Below are 25,438 nucleotides of genomic sequence, written 5' to 3'. Positions count from 1 at the left end.
TTCTGTGAAATGACTAAAAGATAAATCACCCCCAAACAATCCATACCAATACCGCCGCAAGAATTAGACGATAGATTGCAAAAGGTAACAATTTTATACGAGATATCAAACGCAAAAAGAACTTAATTGCTAATAATGAAAATATAAAAGCACTTATAAAACCAACAGCATAAAACCCTAAATGAGAGCTCGACAGCTCATCTCGGTGACTAACAATAGAAACAAGACTTGCTCCAAACATGATAGGAACCGCCATAATAAAAGTGAAATCAGCGGCTGTTCGATAACTCATTCCCAAAAGCACCCCTCCAGAGATTGTTGCTCCTGAACGAGAAAAGCCTGGCCAAAGTGAGAAACACTGAATTAATCCAACAGAAAATGCTTGCTTGTAAGTAATATCATCTAACGTTGCTGCTTTCGGATTCTTAGGTGCACATCGATCGGCAATAATCATTAATATTGCACCTGCCACAAGTGCAAAAATTACAGATTCAATACCAAATAGATAGGTGTCAATTAGGTTTTTCAATGAAAACCCGATCACAACGGCAGGTAACATCCCTACAATAACATGTAAAAGATTAAACCTTTGACTCATCCTCTTGCCATTTTGACAATAAAAACCTAACAGGCTCCACAGGCGTTTCCAAAACACCACAACCACTGCTAGAATCGAACCTAATTGCACTACAATTTTAAAAGTATTTGCCGAGCTTTGACCTAAAAACGTTGTAGATTTTAACCATAAATCATCCACAATGATTAAATGACCCGTTGAGGAAACAGGTGCAAATTCTGTTAAGCCCTCCACCAATCCTAAAATTAACGCTTTCAACAACTCCATTAATTCTACACTCATTATTCAGTTCCTACTGATCACTATTTTGCTTCAAGATACTTTACACTAAAAATAGCGCAGATAATGTAAATCGTCTCGCGTTACTTTGCCTTTATCATAACGAGTTTCAAGTATAATAGAGATTTATCGCAGAATAATGACGATAAAAGCGCTCTACAAAATAGAGCCCTCTAAAATTGTATGAATAACAATTACAGCGTAATGACTTCACCATCTTCTGGAATATAAACCGTTTCAGAAAAATCATTTTCTAAAACAAATTGATGTGCTGCTTTCCGCGTTACTCGTGTATGATTGACAGCCTCTAAATGCACAACTATGACATTTGATGTAGGAAGAAGAGCTTTACTATTTGCAATACCCTCAAGCCCCATTAAGATTGGCGTATCTTCTGCGAATTCAGCTCTTCCGGCATTTAATACAATATTTTTAGGCTGAAACTTTTGCATTGTTTCTTCAACTGAAGCGTTCCATAAGGTATCTCCTGCCAAGTATAATGTCTCCTCGCCATCTGCTTGCAAGATCACCCCACTAGCATCACTCGGTGTATTAGACGCATCATAATATCTTTGCGCCTGCTCTCCACCATGTTCTGCATCTGTTCTGTAAATTGTTATAGAACCAAACGAAATGCCAGTATTTTTTAATGCTTGGACGTTACTAAACCCTAGTTCCTTCATATCTGACTGTTCTTTCTCATTCTGCGTAAAAATCGGAATCATTTTTGGAAGAGTATTGTTTGCTACTTCATCAAAATGATCAAAATGGTGCATATGAGTTACAATTACCGCATCGATATTATTCATAATTTCCGAAATTGTGAGAGGAAGATCCACAATAGGATTTTTAAGTTGATTAAATTTGGAAGGGACTGAAGGTAAGCTACCCTTAGGTGAGAAAAAAGGATCGATTAAGAATCGTTTGTCTGCATAATGAATGATTGCTGTGGCATTACGAATATGTTGATATTTCATAGAAAATCCTCTTACAAAATGAATGGATACCATTTATTCTATGGAATACTTACAACAAAACAAGAATGCACTTTTTAGTAACATACTATCCAAAAAGATAGTTAGGATAAATAATTGTAATGAAAAAAAGCTACCAATCAATTGAAAATTCCTGCCCCGTAGCAACAACACTTAAAATTATTGGTGGAAAATATAAAGCCTTAATTTTATGGAAACTACTTGAGGGAACTCAACGTTATTCAGAGTTAAGTCGCTTTGTTCCCTGTGCAACCCCTAAAATGTTGACGCAACAACTTCGGGAGATGGAAAGAGATGGGTTAATCAATCGCAAGATCTATCCTGTTGTTCCACCAAAAGTCGAATACTCTCTAACTGCTCTTGGCAAAACTCTCGAACCTGTACTTCAAGAAATGAAAAAGTGGGGAGAACCACTAATAGAAGGTAACACGACTACTAAATAATTATGCACTCGTAGCTCATGTTAAACAGATCATAATAGCGAAAATATAGTTATTACTAAAACTATTATTGTTGTAATTTGTTATAAAAAGAATATAAAATTATAATTTATGTTCTCTTTGATAAAAATATCAAAAAATCAAATACACAAGGACCTTTATGCTTTGGAACGATGGCTACCGTACAGATATTGAATATACCTATGGGTATTACAAAAATCTTTCCCCCACATTTCAGAAATTTGTCGCTTTAGTACAGGGTGCTGATGCTGATCTTGAAGAGGATAACGAACAAGCTCATCATATTGAGTTAGGTTTTGGGCAAGGATTATCGCTCAATTTTCATGCTGCTAGCCATCTGGGAAAGTTTATAGGAAACGACTTTAACCCAAGTCATGTTGTCTTTGCTAATAAACTAGCTAAAGCTTCAGGAGCGAACATAAACATTACAGATGATAGTTTTGAAGAGTTCCTCCAACGAGAGGATATTCCACTTTGCGACTCGATCTCTATTCATGGTGTTTGGAGCTGGGTTAACGCAGAAAATAGAGAATATATTACCCAAATCGTTCAAAAATTTCTAAAACCAGGGGGAATTTTTTATATAAGTTATAACTGCAGTGCAGGACACGGGCATTTTATAGATTGGAAAAATCAACTCTACGATTACTACCAACAACAGACAGGCTCGCCACAAGAAAAAGCCCACAAAACCTTTACATATTTCGATCAAATATTTGAAGAAATTCCTTCTTTCTTCCAACAAAATTCTCTTCTCAAACAAAGTTGGACAATGATTAAAAAGCAGATTCAAAAGAAAAATTATAATTACTTAATTCATGAATATCTCAACCAATCATGGTCACCAACGTCCTTTATGGAGATGAATAAGACGTTACAAAACTCAAAGCTTCACTATATCGGGAGCTGTCACTTTAACAATATCTTAAATAACTATATTTTTGACAAGACAAATCTAAATTTTCTGAATTCTTATGACATCATTGACCGTGAACAATGGCGCGATCTCATCTCACTTAACACCTTCCGACAAGATATTTTTATGAAAGGTCACTACCACCTAAGTGAAAAAGAGTTCTTAGACCGATTAAAAAAGATTCATTTTATCCCATTAGTGCCGCGAGAAACACTCAAGAATAAAATCGTGTCTAATAGTACAATGACGATTAAGGATGAGTTATTTAAAGCTGTTTCAGATAAAATTTATGCAGATAACATGCGCGCAAAATCATTTGATGAATTATTAAAAGCTCTCCCCTCAGAGTTTAATTTTCGCAATTTATTACATGTGCTTATCGCAAAAGTACATTCTGACGAATTTGCTGTTGTAAAATCTCTAAAACCTGACCCAACCATCATCAAACAATGTCAAGATATCAATTATCATGTCTTCGAGCAGTTATTCCCAACTCACAATATCGCCTATTTAACATCCCCTATTTTAGGCCAGTCACTCCCTTTACCCATTACTACAATTGCCTATTTGATGTTAAAAAAAGCTCATCCCAAAATGACTAATGAAAATTTGGCAGAAAAGATTTTTGACACATTTGATACTCTAAATATCTATTTTAAAAAAGAAAATTCAACTGATCGATACAATAAGATGGAAAGTATTGAAAAGCTCATTTCCCAATATATTCCCGATATCGAAAAGTCTTATCCAATTTTCAAACAGCTACTGTTTTTTTAAAGATGTTTCTCGTGAAACATCTCAATGTGGTCGTAATATCAAAGAGGCTTCAATAAATTATTGAAGCCTCTTTGGTAATTTTTTTATTTCTTAAAGCCCTTTACATGTGAAATCATATCCTCCCTCTTTCATAGAACCATCCCATCCCGCAAGGTCTTCTTCAAGTGAAAGATTACGAGATTTTTGACGCTTTGCTTGCCAGAAAAAGAGCGCCACAAGCAATACAGAGATTATTGCTGCTCCAATTTGAGATACTGTGGAATCTAGACCAAAACCTATCGGCTGCTCTAAAATGTAGGTCATTGTGGCCATTAACATAAAAATTCCGGGCAAGAGCGAAATCCAGAAATTGCGCCCACCAATATAGAGATACATTGCTCCGACAAATAACGCAATTACCGCAGTCGATTGATTTGCCCATGAAAAATAACGCCACAGAATATTAAAATCTAACTGTAAAAGTACTATCGCGATTGCAAAAAGAGGTAAGGCAATCCAAAGACGACTCGTTACTTTTGCCTGACCTATCTTTAAGTAATCCGCCACAATCATCCGTGCACTTCTAAAAGCGGTATCACCCGAGGTGATGGGCAATATAATGACCCCCAGAATTGCAATCGTTCCACCCACTCCTCCGAGCATCATTACGGCAACTTTACTAACAACAAGCGCAGGACCACCTTCTTTTAAAACACTATTTAATCCTTCGCCAAATGCAGCATTAGGATCATAAAACATTGCCATTGCTGCTGCGGCCCAAATCATTGCAATAATGCCTTCGGCAATCATCATGCCGTAAAAAATAGGCCGACCATGTTTCTCATTTTGAGTCGTTCGCGAAATAATTGGGGATTGTGTGGCATGGAAACCGGATAATGCACCGCATGAAATCGTTAAAAATAGTAACGGAAATATTGCAAGCCCTCCGGGATGTAAATTATCGAGCGTCAATTCTGGCACATTATTAATCTGCCCTGTTACTACTAAACCGACGCCAATACCTATCGCACTTATCACTAACAACATCCCAAAAATTGGATAAAACCGACCAATAATTTTATCAATGGGTAATAATGTTGCTAAAATATAGTAAATAAAGATCGCGCCAACAATCGCAGCCATCCCGATACTACCGCCAAATAGATCATAAAGAAGCTGACCTGGTGCTGAAATAAAAACTGTTCCAACCAATACTAGCAACAAAAGAGCAAAAGCATTAACAATATGCCGCATCGCTTTTCCTAAAAACTTTTCTGCTAGTTCAGGAAGATGCGCACCTCGATTACGAATCGAGATCATACCTGTTAAATAATCATGTACACCACCGGCTAAAATACAACCAAAGACAATCCATAAAAAAGCCACCGGCCCATATAAGGCTCCCAAAATCGGGCCAAAAATAGGTCCAACACCTGCAATATTAAGTAATTGTATTAAAGAGTTTTTAGCACTATGCATTGGTACATAATCGACACCATCACTACTCGTATATGCCGGCGTAGGCCGCTCTTTCGTGCCAAATATCCGCTCAACAAGTTTTCCATAGGTGAAATACCCAACAACTAATAACAATATTCCTGCTAAAAAAGTAAACATCGCTCCTCCTTGGCTAATGCCTAAACCTTAGATAAACACTAGGTCTTTTATTGATATAAATTTATTTTTATTAAATATTTACTTAGTGATTAATATATAACCCTATTTACCTTTTTTGTACAGAGTTACTTAAAGTAGAAGTGCGTTATCCAAAAATGGCAAAAGCTACAAATAACTTACTGATTATGTGAAATAGCACTTCTATATTAAAATAGTGATTCGACCAACTAGATGACATATTTGCATCATACTTGGGATTAGCGAGTAATAGTTCTATTTCTCGTGAGTTATAGAAAGGTAGTTAGCATGTCTAAGAAGAAAAATAGCGGCAATGCACAAATCGCCGGTAATAAACGTGCATATCATGATTATTTTATTGAAGAAAAAATTGAAGCAGGAATCGAACTCAAAGGTTGGGAGGTTAAAAGCCTTCGAGATGGGCGTGGGCAACTATCAGAAGCTTACGTCTATATACGCGATGGCGAAGTATTCCTTATTGGCTCACGCATTCCACCACTTCTATCAGCCTCGACTCATATTTATGCTGATGATACCCGAACACGAAAATTACTGCTTCACCGCCGTGAAATCGATCGCTTAATTGGTGCTGTTGACCAAAAAGGATATACATTAGTACCTTTGAGTCTATATTGGAAAAAAGGGATGGTCAAAGTCGAAATCGGGCTTGCAAAAGGAAAAAAAGATCACGATAAACGAGCTGTACTTAAAGAACGTGATTGGAATCGTGAAAAACAACGCATTCTACGTCACGATAATCGATAGTAAGTAGAACCACCGATTAAATAAATATAACACCAGAGGAGATGGAGAAAATGGAAAAAATTATTTTTTTAGATAGCGGAACACTTCAGCGTTTTCCACTAAATTTCAATTTTCCACATGAACTGACAAGCCTCGACAATTGCACACCTGAAGAAACAGTTGAAAAACTGAAAGGTCATAGCATTGCCATCACTAATAAAGTAAAAATCACTCGTGAAATGATGCTTGCGAATCCTCAGCTTAAGCTTATTGCTGTTGCAGCGACAGGTTACAATATTATCGATATAAAAGCTGCAACTGAATTGGGAATTACTGTTTGTAACGTCGCAGGATATAGCCAAACAGCAGTGGCAGAGCATGCATTTATGATGATGATCTCTCTCATGCATCGTTTACCACTGTATGAAGCTCGGATTCGAGATGAACAGTGGCAAAAATCATCCTTCTTCAGTATCTTTGCTGAGCCCATTTTTGAACTTAAAGGGAAGAGCTTAGGAATCTATGGAAAAGGCAGTATCGGCTCACAATTTGCAAAATATGCCGAAGCGTTTGGAATGAAAGTACACTTCTCTGAGCGTAAAAATGCCACAACAATTCGTAAAGGTTACTGCGCCTTTGAGGATGTTTTAAAAAATTCTGACGTATTCTCAATCCATGCACCTCTCACCTCTGAAACTGAAAATCTTATCGCTCAACCAGAGATTGCCAGAATGAAAAAAAATGCAATTCTTATAAATGTCAGCCGTGGTGGACTTATCAATGAGGCTGATTTAGCAGAGGCACTCCGTACTCAAAAACTTGGTGGCGCGGGGATTGATGTTCTTACTACTGAACCTCCGCGAGTAGATAATCCTCTGCTCGCACAAGATTTAGGGAATTTCATCCTCACGCCACATACTGCTTATGCAAGCGAAGAAGCGCTTCATATCCTTATAGATCAGTTACAAAACAATATTAATCAATTTGTTGCAGGCCATCCTGTCAACGTTATCAACTAAGAGGAATCTAACCAATGCTCGCTCACGCCTATATGGGAATTAAGCATACACATATCATGCTCGCATTCTTTTCCATTATCTTTTTCAATTTCCGTTTTTGGAAATATTTTTTAACGCCCAGACCAAAGTGGATTCGTATTGTGCCCCATATTGTAGATACCTTTTTACTATTAACAGGTATATTGCTAGCAATTATTCTTTCAATTAATCCATTTGCTTCAAATGGAGGATGGTTAGCATTAAAACTGCTCTTCCTAATCTTATACATCGTTTTTGCCATCTTTGCGATGAAACAGCGTTACGTACCATCTACTCGTTTGATCGCCTATCTCATTTCTAATGCAATGGCTATGGGTGTAATTTACATGGCGATCATGAGACCTTATATCTACTAAATAGGCAAAATCAATATGTTGTAAAAAACATTGCACAAAGAGTAAACAATTTGTTGACCTATATTTGTAGTGATGTATACTACACATCTTAGTTAAGCGCCCATAGCTCAGCTGGATAGAGTACCTGGCTACGAACCAGGCGGTCGGAGGTTCGACTCCTTCTGGGCGCGCCATATAGATAACCCTTGATAAAGAAATTATCAAGGGTTTCTTTTTATCGAAATTTTTAATACACAATAAAAACCCATCTTAAAATTCATTCAAAATGGGCTGATCCTATTGTACAGCATGACCATTACGGCAATGCCCGATTAACCTATCAATAAGGTCTATTAACGTTCAATAAGCGTGTATTGATAACGTGGACGATCACCAACACGGTAATAACGAAAATCCTTCTGATAAGAATCTAAAAACTCTTGACGCTCTTTGTCCGTATGAAACCAACGCTCAGCCTCAAAACTATCACCCAACAGATTATCTCGACGAAACGTTGCACCTTTAGGTAAAGTCATTTTTACACCAAATTTTTTCTCCATCTGTTACTCCATCATCTCTATCGATTATATTTCAAAGATACCTCTATCTTTTAAACACTCCATTTTAGAAGAGAACCTTCCCTTTAACCACCCGTCATTGACATAATACGCTTAATTTTAGTGGCATCCGTTCTAAATTCATGCTTTTGCGGTTTTAAATCAATCGCTTCGCGGATAGCTGCTTTCAATTCATCGTCACTGCAATTATCTCGCAACATATCACGAAGTGGATAAGCTTCCTCTTGTCCTAGACACATGTAAAGGGTCCCATCAACAGCTAAACGTACTCGATTACAGCTATCACAAAAGTGTTGACTCATCGGCGTAATTAAACCCATAGTAAATTTGCCATCCTGCGACTCATAATAGCGAGCCGGCCCACGACCTAATGATTTTGTTGAATCAATCAAATTGTACTTTTGACGTAATGTTTCTAAAAGCTTAGTAAGATCATCGCCTTTTGTACGCTGCCCTGTCACACCCATCGGCATTGCTTCAATCAACCGAAGAATCAAACCATTATCCATACAGAAGCGAATCATCATATCAATATCACGATCATTCACACCGATCATCGGCACCATATTAATCTTGATAATCTCAAATCCCGCTGCTTTTGCTGCAAATATTCCATCTTTAACCTTATCAATACAATCGTTACCTGTAATTTGATGGACTGTTAAAGGGTTCATGGAATCAAGACTAATGTTAAGCCGATCTAATCCTGCTTTTTTTAAACCCTCAGCATGTTTTACAAGTTGGGTTGCATTCGTTGTCATCGAAAGATCTTGAATGCCCGGAAGAGATTTCATTCGAAAAACTAACTCTTCAATATCTTTTCGAAGTAAAGGTTCTCCTCCGGTAATCCGATAATGATGCGTCCCCATCTCAGAAAAAGCAGAAGCAACACGGATGATTTCGTCAAATGTTAACCAGTTTTTATTAACTTCAAATCCCTTAAAGCCCTTTGGAATACAGTATGTACATCGTAAGTCACAACGATCTGTGACTGAAATTCGAACATACTCTATTTTGCGGCCAAACTGGTCAATTAACATCGGGTGCCTCCTTGGACTAAAATGTGCATCAATTAGAGATTTAACTCTTTAACACACTTTGCAATCATCTCTATTTTTCGCATTTGCGTAAATTCTTTACGGTAAACTAATGCAACTCTACGAGTCGGAACAGGCTCAGCAAAAGGAATATAACTTAGCAAATCAACAAGATGATCATCCATCAAAGCATACTTCGGCAAGACTGAAATTTGATGACCGGCAGCCACTATATTCCGAATAGTCTCTAAAGAATGGTGATGAGAGTTTGTCGCGTTAATCTCCTTGCAACTGTCTAGCACCTGATCTCGAAAACAATGACCAATATTTAACAACAATGGATCATATTCATGAATCATATCAGGTGAAACTTCTCTCTTACCCGCCAAGGGATGATCCTTTGGCGTTACGACATAAAAAGGCTCTTCATATAGTTCAATCACTTCAAATGTCGGATCATTAATCGGAAGTGCTAAAATCGCAGCATCAATCTCACCAGTTTTTAACATCGGCAAAAGACTATCCGTCATATTTTCGTAAATATTCAACTGCATTTCTGGAGCATGTTTACGTAAGACTGGGATAACTCTTGGCAATAAATAAGGTGCGATTGTAAAGATAACACCTAGATTAAATCGCCCCTCAATAGAGTCAGAATCCTTACTCAATGAAAACAATTCATCCACTAATTCAAAAATACGACGTGCCTTCGGTAATGCCTTTTCACCTTCTGGCGTTAAAAGAACCTCGTTAGTCGTGCGCTCAAATAGAGATACTTCCATTGAAGCCTCTAAATTTTTAATGCCAATCGATAAAGCTGGTTGAGAAATAAAGCATTTTTGTGCTGCTCGCCCGAAATGTCTCTCTTCAGCCACAGCAATAAAATATCGAAGTTCATTTAATTTCATGCGTCATCCTCATAAAAATAAACATTAGTTATATACGTAATTTACATATTAGCACATTTGCATTAAGGTGATTTTAAATAAGTTTTTCCTTTTCCGACATACCTGGAAAGATGAAAAGAGTATCGCTGAATACTCCTACAAATTGCGATAAAACAAGAAATATGGGGTATACTAAAAGCAATTTCTTTCTTTTTATTTCCTATCAATTTCTAACTATAAAAATGTGAGCGATAAATATATGAAACTAATCGATAAGTTTATAAAATCATCGGCACTAAATGGTGCTAACCAGACCTATGTAGAAGAGCTATTTGAGTCGTATCTCGAAGACCCAGATTCCGTCTCAAAAGAGTGGCAAAACTATTTTGCAGACTTCAAAAATGAAGATGGTCAGGACATTGCACAAGGGCCTGTGAAAAGAGCTTTTGAGCAACTACGCCACCAACAACATGTGCAGTCCCGAGGAGGTGTTGATGAATTTCACATGCAAAAACAAGTCGCTGTGCTAAATCTCATAGGTGAATATCGTCGAAGAGGGCATCAAGTTGCAGACTTATGCCCTCTTCATTTACGTGATGAAAAAATTGTCCCTGAGCTCAATCCTGGTTTCTTCGGTTTAGATGAAATGGATATGGGAACTGTGTTTAAAACAGGTGGTTTAGCAGGTCAAGAGTCAATGACACTTCGTGAGATTATTGATGTTGTTAAACGAACCTATACTAGTCATATCGGTGTTGAGATCGAACACATTACCAATGATGAAGAACGTTTTTGGCTTCGCAAACGTTTAGAAGAAGTTCAAGATCGTTATCGCTTTAGCGATGAAGAACGCAAGGAAACCTTAAAGGAACTGATTGCAGCCGATGGTTTAGAACGTTACCTTCATACACGTTACGTTGGGCAAAAGCGTTTCTCACTCGAGGGTGGTGATGCACTAATCCCTATGATGCATGAGATGGTTGTTGGTGCATCAAACTTTGGCGCAGAAGAGATTGTCATCGGAATGGCACATCGCGGACGTTTAAATGTCCTTGTCAATATCTTAGGAAAAGCACCAAAACAATTGTTCGATGAATTTGAGGGTGTTCCTACCTTTACTAAGGGCTCCGGTGATGTGAAATATCACATGGGCTTTTCTTCATCTGTCCAAGCAACACCTAATAACCCACCCGTGCATCTTGCACTTGCATTTAATCCATCGCACTTAGAGATCGTCAACCCTGTCGTAGAAGGCTCAGTAAGAGCACGCTTAGAGCGCCGTATAGAACCTGGCACACCAACAGGTAAACTCCCATTTAACACCGTTCTTCCTGTATTAATTCATGGAGATGCTGCTTTTGCTGGACAAGGTATTGTTCTTGAAACACTTCAAATGTCACAAGTCCGCGGTTACACAACCGGAGGTACCGTTCATGTTGTTGTAAATAACCGTGTAGGTTTCACAACATCAAATCTTTTAGATGCACGTTCTTCAGAATACTGTACAGACGCAGCGAAAATTGTCCAAGCGCCAGTTCTTCACGTAAATGGAGATGATCCTGAAGCAGTCAAACATGTGACTGAAATAGCACTAGGTTTCCGCAATACATTCCACAAAGATGTAGTGATTGATCTTGTCTGTTATCGTCGCCTTGGTCACAACGAAGCTGATGAGCCTAGTGCAACACAGCCAATGATGTATAAAAAAGTACGCAATCATGACACACCTGCTCGTATCTATGCCGATCGCCTAATCGCTGCGGGCATCATTACCGAGGAAGACTTTAAAGCTTATACAAAAGAGTACCGCGATAAACTGGAGATTGGTACACCTGTTGGTTTTCCAAATATTGATTCGATCAATAGCTCATATATGCAAAAATGGGAACGCATTTCAAAAGCGCATGATAAGTTCGATGAAGAAGGCCCAACGATCCCTGAAACAAGCGTAGTGAAGACTCGTATCACCGAATTAACACGCATTATGAATGAGCTTCCAGAAGGGCTTAAACTCCACAATCGTGTACAACGCATACATGACAACCGCCTCAAAATGGGCGAAGGCGAAATCGAAATGGATTGGGGCTTTGCGGAAATTATGGCTTACGCAACCCTGCTTGAAGAAGGCTACCCAATTCGTATCACAGGACAAGACTCAGGGCGTGGAACCTTCTTCCATCGTCACGCGGTCTATCATAACCAAGAAAATGGCGACAGCTACATTCCTTTACAACATTTAACACGCGACCAGGCAAACTTCACAGTTATTGATTCGATCCTCTCTGAAGCTGGTGTCCTTGGCTTTGAATATGGATATGCATCAACAGAGCCGAATACATTAGTTATTTGGGAAGCGCAATTTGGAGACTTCGTCAATGGCGCACAAGTGGTTATCGACCAATTTATCGCTGCCGGCGAAACAAAATGGCGTCGTTACAACGGCTTAGTCATGCTGCTTCCACACGGATATGAAGGGCAAGGCCCGGAACATTCATCAGCAAGACCCGAGCGTTTCTTACAACTTTGCGCAGAGAACAATATTAGCTTTGTTGTCCCAACAACACCTGCTCAAGCATTCCATATGTTCCGCCGTCAAATGTTACAAGAATATCGTAAACCACTTATTGTCATGACGCCGAAAAGTCTCCTTCGCCATCGTCAAGCAGTGAATGTATTAGATGATTTAGCAATGGGAACATTCCGCTCAGTTCTTCCAGAAATTGATGCTATTGAGGATAAAAATGTTGAACGTCTCGTTATTTCTGTCGGCAAAATCTTCTACGATATCCGCGATCGAAGAGAAGCCGCTAAAGATACTAAAACAGCGATTATTCGCTTAGAAGAGATCTACCCATTCCCAACCCAAGCACTCCTTGATGAGATTGCGAAATACCCGAAAGTGAAAGAGATTATCTTCTTACAAGATGAACCTCTAAACCAAGGTTATGCAACATTTGTTCGTCCATATTTAGAAAATATTGTGACTGACAAACAGACATTAATCTTTGTGACTCGCCCTGAAGCAGCAGCTCCTGCGGTTGGTTACAGTAATATGCACGCGGCACAAGAGAAAGCCCTTTTAGATGCAATCTTTCCCCTTGCAGAATAATGCGAGAGAGTGCTAACGATAAGAACAAATTTATTTAATAAAATTCAAACAAATCAAAATTTAACATTTTATTTATACATAGGAGAAAAACCCATGAGTATTGAAATTAAAGTTCCTGTTTTACCTGAGTCAGTAGCAGATGCACTTCTCTCTTCTTGGCACAAGAAAGTCGGCGATTTCGTCGAAGAAGGTGAAAACCTCGTTGACTTAGAAACAGACAAAGTTATGCTCGAAGTGCCTGCAACTGCAAGTGGCATCATTAAAGAGATCAAAGTTGAAGAAGGTACTGACGTTACTGAAGGTACGCTTCTTGCAATTATCGAAGCTGGCGAAGCACCTAAAGCGGGCAGCGTACCAGCAGAAACAGCAAAAGAAGAGACACCTAAAGCTTCTTCGGAAGAAGCAGGTGATGATATTGGTATGTCTCCAACGGTTCGTCGTTTAGTGGAAGAAAACAACCTTGATATCAAAAAAATTCCTGCAACCGGTAAAAATGGTCGTCACTTAAAAGAAGATATTGAAAACTTCATGAAAGATGGTGGGGCAAAAGCGGCAGTACCAGCTGCAAAAGCAGCAACTATTGCAGCAGTCCCAACCGGGGAACGTGTTGAAAAACGTGTTCCAATGACACGTTTACGTGCTCGCATTGCAGAGCGCCTTCTTGATGCAACTAATACGACAGCCATGCTGACCACATTTAATGAGATCAACATGGAACCTGTCATGAGTATGCGTAAAAAATATCAAGATCGCTTCATTAAAACTCATGGCGTGAAGCTTGGCTTTATGTCATTCTTCGTAAAAGCAGCCGTTGAAGCATTAAAAAAATATCCAGCAGTTAACGCATCAATCGATGGTAATGACATTGTGTATCATGGTTATTTTGATATCGGTATTGCTGTTTCTTCACCTCGCGGTCTTGTTGTACCAATTATTCGTAATGCGGATCAACTCAGCCTTGCTGATATTGAAAAACAAATTATTGAATACGCAACAAAAGCAAAAGAAGGTACATTAACAATCGAAGAGATGACGGGTGGTACATTTACCATTACTAATGGCGGTGTTTTTGGCTCAATGATGTCAACGCCGATTATCAATCCTCCACAAAGTGGAATCTTAGGTATGCACAATACTTACGAGCGTCCAATTGTCAAAGATGGCCAAATTATTGCCGCGCCGATGATGTACATTGCACACTCTTACGACCATAGAATTATCGATGGCGCTGAAGCTGTTGGTTTCCTTGTATCAATCAAACAATCAATCGAAGACCCAGCAAGCATGCTCCTTGATCTGTAATAGTACATTTTGTTACAAAATTTAATATATCCATTGAAGATCCTTTGCATTTTTTGTTGCAAAGGGTCTTTTAGAAGGAAGAAATTATGAGTAAAAAAGAATTTGATGTTATCGTTATCGGCGGCGGTCCTGCAGGTTATGTTTCTGCTATTCGTTCAGCCCAACTAGGCCTAAAAACTGCTTGTGTTGAAAAATGGATCGGTAAAGAAGGCAAACCAACGCTTGGTGGAACATGTTTAAATGTTGGCTGTATTCCTTCAAAAGCACTTTTGGAATCCTCTGCTCTTTACGAAGAAACCAAGGTTCATGCAGCTGAACATGGCATTACCATTAAAGATGTTAAGATGGACCCTAAAGCAATGATCGCGCGTAAAGATAAAATTGTGACTGAATTAACATCAGGTATTGCGATGTTATTCCAAGCAAACAAAGTTGAGTGGCTTCAGGGCACAGGCAAACTCCTAAAAGATAATGTTGTTGAAGTGACTGCTCATGACGGCAAGAAAGAGAGCTATAAAACCAAAAACGTGGTGTTAGCAACGGGCTCTGTGCCCGTCGATATTCCTCCAGCAAAAGTTGATAACAAACGCATTATCGACTCAACAGGAGCATTAGACCTTACAGAAGTTCCAAAACGTTTAGGTGTTATTGGCGCTGGGGTCATTGGCCTTGAAATGGCTAGCGTTTGGGCTCGCTTAGGTGCAAAAGTGGTAATCTTTGAAGCAATGGATAAATTCCTCTCTGCAGCGGATCAGCAAATTGCAAAAGATGCAGCAAAACATTTCAAAAAACAAGGTCTTGATATCCGTCTAGGTGCAAAAGTATCAGAATCTAAAGCAACTGCAACAGATGTCACTGTAAAATATCATGATAAAGATGGTGAGCATGAAGAAAAATTCGACTATCTATTAGTTGCTGTTGGTCGCCGAGCATATAGTGAAGGTATCGTTGATGAAAGCTTAGGCTTAGAAATGGATGGACGTTTAGTAAAAGTTGATACACATTGCAAGACTAATCTCCCTAACGTTTGGGCCATTGGTGATTTAGTTCGTGGACCTATGCTCGCGCATAAAGGTTCTGCTGAAGGCATTGCTGTCGCACAGTGGATTGCGGGTCAGTATGGCCGTGTTAATTATGATGCTGTTCCTTGGGTGATCTATACGCATCCTGAGATTGCATGGGCTGGTAAAACTGAAGAACAATGCAAAGCTGAAGGGATTGAAATAATTACGAGCTCATTCCCATTTGCAGCATCAGGTCGCGCAAAAGCGATGGGAGCAACGGAAGGCTTAATCAAAATCATCGCTGATGCTAAAACTGATAAACTTCTTGGCGTACATATCGTCGGCGCAAATGCATCTGAACTTATCCATGAAGCCGTAATCGTTCTTGAATTCGGTGGTACCTCAGAAGATATTGCGAGTACGATGCATGCCCATCCGACACTTGCAGAAGGTGTAATGGAAGCGGCACACGGTATCCATAAAAGCGCAATTCATATGATGAATCGTAAGTAAGTAACTTATTACTTTCCCCTTATCAATCAAAACGTCATTTCACATTGGAATGGCGTTTTTTATTTACCTGCCAATTTTAACTGCTAAATCAATAAACTCCCCAAAGAAATTGCACCCCAAACAGCAATGCCTAAAAATAGCGCACAAAAAAACAATCTTATATTTGACACTAATGAAGCTTCATACTATTATAGCCTCCTGTTCACGAGGAACACCTCTGAAAACAGCGATACGTCCCTATCGTCTAGTGGTTAGGACACTGCCCTTTCACGGCGGCAACCGGGGTTCGAATCCCCGTAGGGACGCCAAATTTAAACCTACTGATTTTACTATCAGTAGGTTTTTTGGTTTATACCACCTCATATATTCTTATATTCAATTTATCTTGCATAAGCAATATGCGGATATAATTCCCTTTATAATCTCTCAAAATATAACACAAACAAGCTCTGCAAAAGGATCATTCTAATTATGGCTAAAATATTTATCTGTAACCACGATGAAGTTATACCGGGCAAGATGAAAAAAATCGAGACCGATATAGGAGAGCTCTTAATCTTTAATCGAGATGGCGCATTTTTTGTCACCGATGATAAATGCACTCATGGAACAGCATCCCTTTCAGAAGGTGACTATTTTGATGATACGGTTAGCTGCCCTCGTCACTGGGGGGAGTTCAATATCATCACCGGCGAAGCAACTGCTCCACCCTGCCGAAAACCACTTCGAACCTACCGTGTATTAGTCGAAGATGGACAAATATACATTGATAGTGAGCTTGAAGCTCTCCATGCTGTTAGTAGATAATTTACCGCAGGGACAAATCCTCTAAATCATATTTTATGATGCAAAGAACATTTAGAGGATATCTATAAATTTAAGACTTAGTCTTACATAAGCGCTAATAAAGTAAGGATATTTTTAGACGCTTTAAAATAGCTGCCGTCGCGATTCCATTTGCCACTAATCCCATCCTTTTTTGGTATTGATAAAGAGCCAAAGCGGTATATCCATTAAAATCACCTTTATCAATATTATCTTCTTCTAAAAATTTTTGTGCTATCAAAGCTTCTTGCAATTGTCGAACGAGCATTCCCCGCGAACCTTGCAGCAAACACAGCTCACCTCCGCCATGTACAATTTGCTCTAAATGACGCACATGACTAAGGAGATATTGATATCGAATACCAACTTCTAAAGGAGATGGCTGCGCTGATTGACCTGCTAATACTCTAAAGACCTGATAGTAACCTGTCGGTATATTCGGCGGCTGATGATTCCCTTCAATCACTTGACAACCAGCTGAGGAAAAAGAAGCTCCATCGAGCTTAGCTGTCGTTTGAGCACTATGAATATGATCATTAACAACCGAGAGCGAAGGCGTTGCAAATTGGGCGCAAAATTGATGATTAGATTGATAAAAACGCCAAGCGAGCACCGGCTGTAAGCGACTAAGACGAAAAGCCCCTTCTTCCGGTAATCGGCCTTCACCATCAGGCTCATGCGCTCCAACAATATAATTATAAAGCCCGACGCCTAATACATTGGCAATTGCCTGTTCCGGCGCATTAATCTGCTTTTGTTGCCATACCCTATTCGGAATAGTTGATGCAGGGAAAAATACAACTTTGTGATGTTTTCGATCCCAAATTCCTAGAAGACAACGAAGATGTTCACCATCAACACTATTTTCAGCAATCGTCACCGAATCAAACCAACGACCATATTCGCCATCAACTAATCTAGCCGCCCGAATACCAAGAAGAAGAAAATCGCCTTCTAACGACAAGTAACTATGCTCTGCTAAGCGCGCGAAAGTTGCACTATTAATCACAAAAGGTTCATAAGAGGCGGTGCTATTTAGATGGGCAATTTCAATCATATTTAATCCAACGCAAATTCACTAACAGGAATTCTATTACTCTATCATAGTTCAAATTCTTTCATAAAAGACTCTTTAAGAAGAAAATAAACAGCGGGAATTCCACATAAAAGAGGGAGTTTTTATATAATAGGGATATTTAAACCATGTCGCAGGCAGAGTTATGTTAAAAATCCAAAATATTCCCTACTATCTTCAACTGATGCGCGTTGAAAAGCCGATTGGTAGCTATCTATTAATGTGGCCAACACTTTGGGGCATCTGGATCGCGAGTGAGGGTTTACCTTCTGCAAAGGTACTGATCATTTTTCTACTGGGTGTTTTTATCATGCGATCTGCAGGATGCGTGATTAATGATATTGCTGATCGTGATATTGATAAATATGTTGAGCGCACACAAAATCGTCCACTAACCGCTGGGAAAATCTTTTTAAAGGAGGCGATGTCGCTTTTGGCTCTGCTTGTCATCATTGCTGCTATATTAGCGCTCTTTTTATCATGGAAAACTATTCTTCTCTCAATCCCAGCGCTACTCATTGCACTCTCCTACCCCTTTATGAAACGCTTTCACTCTCTGCCACAAGCTCATCTTGGTGTTGCATTTGCTTTTGGGATTTTAATGGCATTTATGGAGATTCGAGGATCATTATCAATAACGGCTTTACTGCTTTTTTTCGCTAATATCTGTTGGACACTGATCTATGATACTGAATATGCAATGAGTGATCGTGAAGAAGATAAAGCCCTCAACATAAAATCCTCTGCATTACTCTTTGAATCATGGTTAGGGAAAAAGGATTATTACATCATCATCGTACTACAAATCATGATGATTTTATTATTTTTCATAATTGCGCTGAGAGAGTCGTTAAATAATTACTTTTTGCTAAGCTTACTCGTTGTCATTAGCCTATTTTATTATCAAATTAAACTCATTAAAGATCATAATAAACTTAGCTGTTTTTCAGCTTTTTTACACAACAACTGGGTAGGCATGATACTTTTCATTGGATTATTTTTAAACTATCTCCCTTCATGAAAACCATAGTATAGTGAAATGGTGCTAAGAGATCACACACATTACATATTAGGAGAAGATTCCATGGGCAACCGTCTTTCGAAAATTGTTACTAAAACAGGAGATTCCGGTACAACTGGTATTGCAGGAAATGTCCGTCTTGCAAAGCATCATCCTCGTATCGAAACAATTGGCTTAATTGATGAATTAAATTCGTTAATTGGAATCACTATTGCGAATCTCACAACCGAAAAAGAAGACCTCGATAATTCTATTAATTGCAGAGCTCTACTCAAAATTATTGAGGAATGGAATGTGATTCAACATGCGCTATTTAATCTTGGTGGTGAGCTTTCAATGCCCGGAACAGTACTCGTGACAAATGACTTAGTGGAAACCCTAGAAGTTTGGCTGACAACATATAATGACCAACTTCCGCCTCTTGAAGAATTTATCCTACCCGGAGGTTCAGCCCTTGTAGCACAAGCACACTATATTCGCGCCATTAGTCGCAAAGTAGAACGTTCACTTTGGGCTCTCAATAGCGAGGAACCCGATAAGGTCAATAGTGATTCACTGAAATTTCTCAACCGTCTTTCAGACTATTTCTTTGTGACCGCGCGAACGATCGCTAAACTTACAGATACTAAGGAAGTATTTTGGAATCCCAAAATCGATTAGAGCCCATATACCTTCTTCTTTGTGAAATTACAGAGACCAATATTTATTGGGCAAAAACACATTTTCCACAATTTTGGAACCCTCAATTAGCAACAAAGCGACAAACATCCTTTCTACTAAGTCGAGCACTCTTATCGCTCGCCCTGAAAAATTATTTTGGCATTATAAATATCCCAGAAATAACGACTACTAAACATAACAAACCCTATTTTAAGAGCCGGGATATTACATTTAACCTCTCTCATTCTGATAATTTTATTGCACTTATTATTGGTAAAGGAGATCTGAAACTTGGTACAGATGTAGAAAAAATTCAACCTCGTAAAAATTTCGCTGGTTTAATGACCAAAGTTTTCAAAGATGATGAAAAAAAATGGATACTGGGTAAATCAGCCATGCTCCCCAAATATCCATCTGATACTATAATGACTTTAAAAAATGATGAAATGACCCGCTTTTTTCTCCTTTGGTCCGCTAAAGAAGCGTATTTAAAGGCCGATGGACGCGGTATACAAGGCCTTGACTCATTAACCCTTCATCCATTTCATAACAAAATCACAGGTGATCTTTCTGGTGGTACGTTATGTCTCTCAACGCTCACTACGAAAAATGAAGAAATCAAAAACTCGTTCGCTCTCTATCTTCCTAACCAATTAAAAGATATGCTATTAATAAAAACAACGGCTATACAAGAAGGCTTTATAACATTAAAGCCATTCGAGCTCTCTTGGATCATTTCACTAGATGACTAATAATACATAGAACAATTATATTATATTTTAATAATAGTTATTAATAATATAATATAACAGGGCAAATACACTTATTCTGAATCCAATAAAAAGTCTTCTTTCTTAGCGCCTGCTTCAACTTTTTCTTTCATCCACAGCGGCATTTTACCACGACCACTCCATAGTTGTTCTGGATTATCAGGATTACCATATTTCATAGGAACCTTACGTCCTTTACGACCAACTTTATCTCTAAATACATCGTGAAATGAAAGTCCTGAATGATCTAGCAACTTCTCAATCTCTTTACGAACCTGTTCAGCTTCCGCAGCTCGACGGCTCTCAATCTCCTGACTTAATTCACTAATAAGCGTCTCCATCTTATCAATGCTTAAACCATCTAAATTTAAATTCTTCATCACTTACATGTCTCCGTTCACTAAAATGACTATTTTTATAATTTATACTTGCTATTATTATCTAAACCGTTTCCGGTTACACCCATTATATAAATTATATTAATAATCTTAAATGTTTATTTTATGTTTTATTAAAAAACACTGTCTTATTTTCGGATTTCGTTTGAAATCTTCCGGTAATGTTTTGCTAGAAATATCCGTAATATCAAATATTTCTAACAACTCAGAACTCATTTTAAATCCTCTTAAATTTGTTGAAAATAATAACTCTCCATCATGCATCAATAATCGCATTGCATCTTTAAGAAGCATTTCATGATCCCGCTGTATATCTAAAACACCACTCATTCGCTTAGAATTAGAAAATGTTGGGGGATCCATAAAAATCAAATCAAATTTTTTATCATTACGCTTCAAAAGAGGTAATGATTTTAAACTTTCAGCCTCCGACTTTAGCCATTCAAGCACATCAGCCTGAACTAGTTCATGACCCGAGAAATGACCATTTAGCGCTAGATTTCGATCTGCCCAGGCAAGATATGTTCTAGAGAGATCCACCGACAAAGTCGATGTCGCACTCCCATTTGCTGCATGAACTGATGCCGTTCCTGTATAACAAAAAAGATTCAAAAAGCGCTTACGTTGTGCTTTTTCACCAATCATAAACCGTACATTTCGATGGTCTAAAAAAATACCTGTATCAAGATAATCAGTTAAATTCACCAAAAGTTTTGCATTACCTTCGCGTATCTCAAAAAAATCACCAGCTTCTTGTGAAAGTCGTTCATATTGTGATTTTCCTTTCTTACGCGAGCGTTGTTTAACATGTATATTCGCAACAGGAATATCATCAAATAGATGCTGAATAATTTGCATCACTTTATTAAAGCGAGACTCAGCAATATCACGCTTGATTGTAGACGGAGCCTCATATTCATAAACAACAATGTGATTTTTATAAAGATCAATGGCAACATTAAATTCTGGTAAATCAGCATCATATACTCGATAAGCTTCTATCTCTTGCTTCTGAGCCCAACGTGAAAGGTGTTTATAGTTTTTTGTTAAACGATTAAGAAACGCATCGCCACCATCTGCGATAATCTCTTCTAATGCAATTCGACGATCATGATTATCAGCTTTTTCCCGATTCACAAAAAAAGATTGTTCAATCTTAAACTGAAGATAGATACAATCTAAGGCACCATTCCAAAATTTATTAATTTTCTTTGCTCGAATCCCCATCACTCGCCCTAAATCGGAATCAGAAGTGATAACACCCGCTTCAAAGCCCTCATATTGCCTGAGGAAGTCGCCTAAATCACGGTATGTATCGATTAGATAATCTTTCTCACCGAGTCGCTCGCCATAAGGGGGATTTGTAACAATTAAACCTTTATCCATAGAGAAATCATGCTGATAATCTTGAAAACTCATGTGCTTAAAAGTCATATTCTTTAAAACACGCGCTCTATCAGCATTTGCTTTCGTGATGCCGATCATCATTGAACTACGTTCAATACCAACAAGCTGCCCTTGGAATCGCGCTTCACCCTCTTGTGCGCGTCTTTTTGCCTCCTGATAACACTCATTCCATTCTGCCTCTTTGTAATGGCGCCAGCGCATAAAACCAAAATTATTGCGATATAGACCTGGTGCAATATCTCGCGCCATTAGAGCCGCCTCTATTAATATCGTACCCGCTCCACAAAGCGGATCAATAAAATTTTCATGATTTGCTGCTTTTGCCGGCCAATTTGAACGATAAAGAAGCGCCGCTGCTAGATTCTCTTTAATTGGTGCAGCACCTTGTTCACTTCTAAATCCTCGCTTATGTAGAGGCTCCCCTGTTAAATCAAGGTAAAGTGTATATTTTTTCTCATCAATATGTACATAAAAGCGTAGATCTGGGTCTTCAATATCTACGTTAGGGCGAGTGCCCATTAATTCAGTAAAATAATCAACAATCGCATCCTTGACGCGTAGTGCTGCAAAATGTGTATGAATATTCCCTGCTTTTCGCGCTGTCACCTTTATGGAGAAAGTATCTGTTTCTCGCATATGTGATGACCATGAAAACAGCGATAACTCCTCATACATTTGATCTAGCGAACGGAAATTTCCTTCTCTTAATTCCAATAATACGCGTGAACCGCAACGTGACCATAAACATGCACGATAAGCATCTTTAAAGTCACCGGCAAACGCCACACCTGTTCCCTTTTCAGTTGCATCAATTCCTAATGCGAGAAGCTCTTCTCTAACATAAGAATTTAGCCCTTGGGCACAAGTTACATAAAATTTTGACATAGACTCTCTCTAAATAAAGAATTTGCAATTGCATAAACTCTGATTAATGGACAATTACAAATGATTATTCCGTCATTTCGCAATATTGACTATCTAATTTCAGTTAAGGAAAAAGAGTATACTAAAAATAGTTCTCAATTAACATATATTAACAAAAGAAAACTAAAATTATAAGAAAATATTTAGTGAAATCAACCAAATAACCTGTGTAAATGTCTAATAATAGCAAAAATGAATCGCATTATTTATTTTTTACATTCTACGTTTTCTCGAGTAAAAACGTTTATAACTTGAAGTATTCAGAATTATCTGTCTATATTAAAGGATAAACTATTTTAATCCTGAATATAAAAATAAACAGCCTAAAGATTGAGTTAATCAGGGATTATAACCAAATGATTTCTTTAAATTACTAACCATTAAGCAAAAAAGGATGGATACTTATGAAAGCAGACTTAAGCAAAAAAATTCGCCATAACGATTTCCGTAATAAAATCGTACCGGTGGAGGAAGCTGTTTCGTGGATTGAGGATGGTATGACGCTCGGAATGAGTGGTTTTACTCTTTTTGGGGAACCCAAAGTATTTCCAACAGCCCTGGCAGAACGTGGCAAAAAAGAAAACTTTAAAGTAAACCTCTATACCGGTGCTTCACTTGGACCAGATGCAGATCAAGCAATGGCAGAGGCTGATATCATTAATCTGCGCGTTCCCTATCAAAGCAATGCGGTAATGCGTAAAAAAATTAATGCTGGCGAGATAAAATATATCGACCAGCATCTCTCTCACACAGCAGAAACATTACGACAAGGTAATCTTGGAGAGATCGACTATGCGATTATCGAAGCTGCTGCAATTACTGAAGATGGGCTTATTATTCCAACAGGTTCTGTTGGGAATTCTCCTATTTTTGTTGAACGTGCAAAGCACGTAATTATTGAGTTGAATACTAGTACACCGGATAGTTATGAAGGGATTCATGATATTTATATCCCTAAAGATCAAGGTGATAACCGAGAAGCAATTCCAGTGTATGATGATCTAAGTAAGCGTATTGGGACCATTGGTATTAAGGTTGATCCCGCTAAAGTTAAAGGCGTTATTCTTTCTGATCGTCCAGATATCCCATCGCCACTCTTTGAACCTAATGCCGAAACACAAGCAATCGCAGATAATCTTTTAGACTTCCTTGCAAAAGAGGTTGAAGATGGTCGTTTAGGTCCTAATCTTGCGCCACTTCAATCAGGAGTTGGATCAGTTGCAAATGCGGTTCTAAGTGGTATGGCAAAATCTGATCGTTTTAAAAATCTCACAGTCTCCTCAGAGGTTTTACAAGATGGTATCTTTGATCTGATTGATGCTGGTGTTGTAGATTTTGCTGTGGCAACAGCATTCTCATTATCCAAAAAACGGGTTGATAACTTAGCATCAGACCTTGAAAAATATAAAGATAAGATACTATTTCGCCCGCAAGAAATCACCAATCACCCAGAGGTTGTCCGTCGTCTCGGCGTTATTGCCTTTAATACAGCACTAGAGGTCGATATCTACGGTAACGTCAATTCAACGCATGTTAGCGGAACGCATGTAATGAATGGAATAGGCGGATCTGCCGACTTTGCACGTAATGCCCGTATTACCATTTTTGTTACACAGTCAACCGCAAAAGATGGCAATGTTTCAGCAATTGTTCCTTTTGTAACTCACGTAGATCATACAAATCACGAGGTTGACGTGATTGTTACAGAACAAGGATATGCGGATATCCGTGGCTTATGCCCGAAAGATGCTGCTGAAAAAATCATTGAAAACTGCATGCATCCAAAATATAAGGCACAAGCAAAAGATTACTTCGAACGTGCAAAAAAAGAGCGCGGTGGCAATACTCCCCATCTTTTAGATGAAGCATTCTCTTGGCATATTAATCTTGCAAAAAATGGCACAATGATACTCGATAAGTAAAACCATTATTTTATAAAACCGAAAACGCGGGCAGAAATGTCTGCGTTTTTTCGTATCAAGAATACCTAAATTATTTACCTAAAATAACTAATTCTTCCTTTAAGAAAAATTTATGATACTAATAGAGTTTATTCATACTAACATAAGTCTCTACCACTGTTTTGAGCCTAAAAAAACAGCATGTATTCTACTAATACAAACAGTTAATAAGTATCATGTGGACAAGAGATGATTATCAAAGGAGTAATTT

General features: G+C 38.3%; 22 protein-coding genes and 2 tRNA genes. 15 read left to right on the top strand and 9 right to left on the bottom strand.

Annotated elements, in window-relative coordinates; all coding sequences use genetic code 11:
• Positions 1-25: 25 nt before the first annotated feature.
• Together ACPF7B_RS08575 and ACPF7B_RS08570 are read right to left on the bottom strand one after the other, a co-directional pair.
• Positions 26-859: an undecaprenyl-diphosphate phosphatase gene (locus ACPF7B_RS08575; protein WP_490505393.1), complete on the bottom strand. Its 834-nt coding sequence runs from the start codon at positions 857-859 to the stop codon at positions 26-28.
• A 191-nt stretch (positions 860-1,050) separates the two neighbouring features.
• Complete coding sequence (locus tag ACPF7B_RS08570; RefSeq protein ID WP_490505392.1) at positions 1,051-1,833, bottom strand: MBL fold metallo-hydrolase; 783 nt, start codon at positions 1,831-1,833, stop codon at positions 1,051-1,053.
• Between the two features lie 119 nt (positions 1,834-1,952).
• Between ACPF7B_RS08570 and ACPF7B_RS08565 the strand changes: the two genes are divergently transcribed.
• A complete protein-coding gene (locus ACPF7B_RS08565) occupies positions 1,953-2,294 on the top strand; it encodes a winged helix-turn-helix transcriptional regulator (RefSeq protein WP_490505391.1) in 342 nt (113 codons plus the stop codon).
• Between the two features lie 157 nt (positions 2,295-2,451).
• On the top strand, positions 2,452-4,005 hold the full coding sequence (locus tag ACPF7B_RS08560; RefSeq protein WP_490505390.1) for a methyltransferase regulatory domain-containing protein: 1,554 nt from the start codon (positions 2,452-2,454) through the stop codon (positions 4,003-4,005).
• A gap of 90 nt (positions 4,006-4,095) precedes the next feature.
• Here ACPF7B_RS08560 and ACPF7B_RS08555 read toward each other — a convergent pair whose 3' ends face one another.
• Complete coding sequence (locus ACPF7B_RS08555; protein ID WP_490505389.1) at positions 4,096-5,601, bottom strand: carbon starvation CstA family protein; 1,506 nt, start codon at positions 5,599-5,601, stop codon at positions 4,096-4,098.
• Positions 5,602-5,907: 306 nt separating this feature from the next.
• On the opposite strand from ACPF7B_RS08555, the gene smpB reads away from it, so the two are divergent.
• The 4 genes from smpB (at position 5,908) to ACPF7B_RS08535 (ending at position 7,950) form a co-directional block, all read left to right on the top strand.
• Entirely contained in the window at positions 5,908-6,384 is a 477-nt protein-coding gene (gene smpB / locus ACPF7B_RS08550; protein ID WP_490505388.1) for an SsrA-binding protein SmpB, read from the top strand.
• A 50-nt stretch (positions 6,385-6,434) separates the two neighbouring features.
• Positions 6,435-7,382, top strand: coding sequence for a D-2-hydroxyacid dehydrogenase (locus ACPF7B_RS08545; RefSeq protein WP_490505387.1), 948 nt, complete (start codon positions 6,435-6,437; stop codon positions 7,380-7,382).
• Positions 7,383-7,396: 14 nt separating this feature from the next.
• Complete coding sequence (locus tag ACPF7B_RS08540) at positions 7,397-7,777, top strand: SirB2 family protein (protein ID WP_490505386.1); 381 nt, start codon at positions 7,397-7,399, stop codon at positions 7,775-7,777.
• A 96-nt stretch (positions 7,778-7,873) separates the two neighbouring features.
• Positions 7,874-7,950: transfer RNA gene (locus tag ACPF7B_RS08535), tRNA-Arg, on the top strand.
• Between the two features lie 159 nt (positions 7,951-8,109).
• Here ACPF7B_RS08535 and ACPF7B_RS08530 read toward each other — a convergent pair.
• The 3 genes from ACPF7B_RS08530 to ACPF7B_RS08520 all read right to left on the bottom strand — a co-directional run bounded on the left by ACPF7B_RS08530 (position 8,110) and on the right by ACPF7B_RS08520 (position 10,279).
• On the bottom strand, positions 8,110-8,316 hold the full coding sequence (locus ACPF7B_RS08530) for a hypothetical protein (RefSeq protein ID WP_490505385.1): 207 nt from the start codon (positions 8,314-8,316) through the stop codon (positions 8,110-8,112).
• 83 nt (positions 8,317-8,399) lie between these two features.
• Positions 8,400-9,374 carry a GTP 3',8-cyclase MoaA gene (moaA, locus tag ACPF7B_RS08525; protein WP_490505384.1) on the bottom strand — a complete coding sequence of 325 codons (975 nt, stop codon included), beginning with the start codon at positions 9,372-9,374 and terminating at the stop codon, positions 8,400-8,402.
• A gap of 32 nt (positions 9,375-9,406) precedes the next feature.
• Complete coding sequence (locus ACPF7B_RS08520) at positions 9,407-10,279, bottom strand: hydrogen peroxide-inducible genes activator (RefSeq protein WP_490505383.1); 873 nt, start codon at positions 10,277-10,279, stop codon at positions 9,407-9,409.
• A gap of 238 nt (positions 10,280-10,517) precedes the next feature.
• Here ACPF7B_RS08520 and ACPF7B_RS08515 point away from each other — a divergent pair, with 238 nt between their 5' ends.
• The 5 genes from ACPF7B_RS08515 to ACPF7B_RS08495 all read left to right on the top strand — a co-directional run bounded on the left by ACPF7B_RS08515 (position 10,518) and on the right by ACPF7B_RS08495 (position 16,993).
• Positions 10,518-13,367: a 2-oxoglutarate dehydrogenase E1 component gene (locus tag ACPF7B_RS08515; protein WP_490505382.1), complete on the top strand. Its 2,850-nt coding sequence runs from the start codon at positions 10,518-10,520 to the stop codon at positions 13,365-13,367.
• 93 nt (positions 13,368-13,460) lie between these two features.
• The gene (gene odhB / locus ACPF7B_RS08510; RefSeq protein ID WP_490505381.1) at positions 13,461-14,669 is read left to right on the top strand and encodes a 2-oxoglutarate dehydrogenase complex dihydrolipoyllysine-residue succinyltransferase; all 1,209 of its coding nucleotides are present in this window, start codon (positions 13,461-13,463) and stop codon (positions 14,667-14,669) included.
• Between the two features lie 86 nt (positions 14,670-14,755).
• Positions 14,756-16,186, top strand: a complete 1,431-nt coding sequence (gene lpdA / locus ACPF7B_RS08505) for a dihydrolipoyl dehydrogenase (RefSeq protein WP_490505380.1) — start codon at positions 14,756-14,758, stop codon at positions 16,184-16,186.
• 233 nt (positions 16,187-16,419) lie between these two features.
• Positions 16,420-16,494: transfer RNA gene (locus ACPF7B_RS08500), tRNA-Glu, on the top strand.
• A gap of 163 nt (positions 16,495-16,657) precedes the next feature.
• Positions 16,658-16,993, top strand: coding sequence for a non-heme iron oxygenase ferredoxin subunit (locus ACPF7B_RS08495; RefSeq protein WP_490505379.1), 336 nt, complete (start codon positions 16,658-16,660; stop codon positions 16,991-16,993).
• Positions 16,994-17,087: 94 nt separating this feature from the next.
• Here ACPF7B_RS08495 and ACPF7B_RS08490 read toward each other — a convergent pair whose 3' ends face one another.
• Positions 17,088-18,068: a peptidoglycan-binding domain-containing protein gene (locus tag ACPF7B_RS08490; protein ID WP_490505378.1), complete on the bottom strand. Its 981-nt coding sequence runs from the start codon at positions 18,066-18,068 to the stop codon at positions 17,088-17,090.
• A 163-nt stretch (positions 18,069-18,231) separates the two neighbouring features.
• Here ACPF7B_RS08490 and ubiA point away from each other — a divergent pair, with 163 nt between their 5' ends.
• The 3 genes from ubiA (at position 18,232) to ACPF7B_RS08475 (ending at position 20,519) form a co-directional block, all read left to right on the top strand.
• Positions 18,232-19,107, top strand: a complete 876-nt coding sequence (gene ubiA / locus ACPF7B_RS08485) for a 4-hydroxybenzoate octaprenyltransferase (RefSeq protein WP_490505377.1) — start codon at positions 18,232-18,234, stop codon at positions 19,105-19,107.
• A gap of 63 nt (positions 19,108-19,170) precedes the next feature.
• Positions 19,171-19,767 (top strand): cob(I)yrinic acid a,c-diamide adenosyltransferase, encoded by a 597-nt coding sequence (locus tag ACPF7B_RS08480; RefSeq protein WP_490505376.1) that lies wholly within the window; start codon positions 19,171-19,173, stop codon positions 19,765-19,767.
• Complete coding sequence (locus ACPF7B_RS08475) at positions 19,746-20,519, top strand: 4'-phosphopantetheinyl transferase family protein (RefSeq protein ID WP_490505375.1); 774 nt, start codon at positions 19,746-19,748, stop codon at positions 20,517-20,519. The genes ACPF7B_RS08480 and ACPF7B_RS08475 overlap by 22 nt, the downstream gene beginning before the upstream one ends.
• Before the next feature lie 71 nt (positions 20,520-20,590).
• Here ACPF7B_RS08475 and ACPF7B_RS08470 read toward each other — a convergent pair whose 3' ends face one another.
• Complete coding sequence (locus ACPF7B_RS08470) at positions 20,591-20,917, bottom strand: H-NS histone family protein (RefSeq protein ID WP_490505374.1); 327 nt, start codon at positions 20,915-20,917, stop codon at positions 20,591-20,593.
• Between the two features lie 108 nt (positions 20,918-21,025).
• A complete protein-coding gene (gene rlmKL / locus ACPF7B_RS08465) occupies positions 21,026-23,227 on the bottom strand; it encodes a bifunctional 23S rRNA (guanine(2069)-N(7))-methyltransferase RlmK/23S rRNA (guanine(2445)-N(2))-methyltransferase RlmL (RefSeq protein ID WP_490505373.1) in 2,202 nt (733 codons plus the stop codon).
• Positions 23,228-23,670: 443 nt separating this feature from the next.
• Between rlmKL and scpC the strand changes: the two genes are divergently transcribed.
• Positions 23,671-25,188: a succinyl-CoA:acetate CoA-transferase ScpC gene (gene scpC / locus ACPF7B_RS08460; RefSeq protein WP_490505372.1), complete on the top strand. Its 1,518-nt coding sequence runs from the start codon at positions 23,671-23,673 to the stop codon at positions 25,186-25,188.
• The last annotated feature ends 250 nt before the right edge of the window (positions 25,189-25,438 follow it).

This window comes from Ignatzschineria sp. 22MB058224 (assembly GCF_058188435.1).
This window is presented reverse-complemented; position numbering and strand designations above follow the sequence as displayed.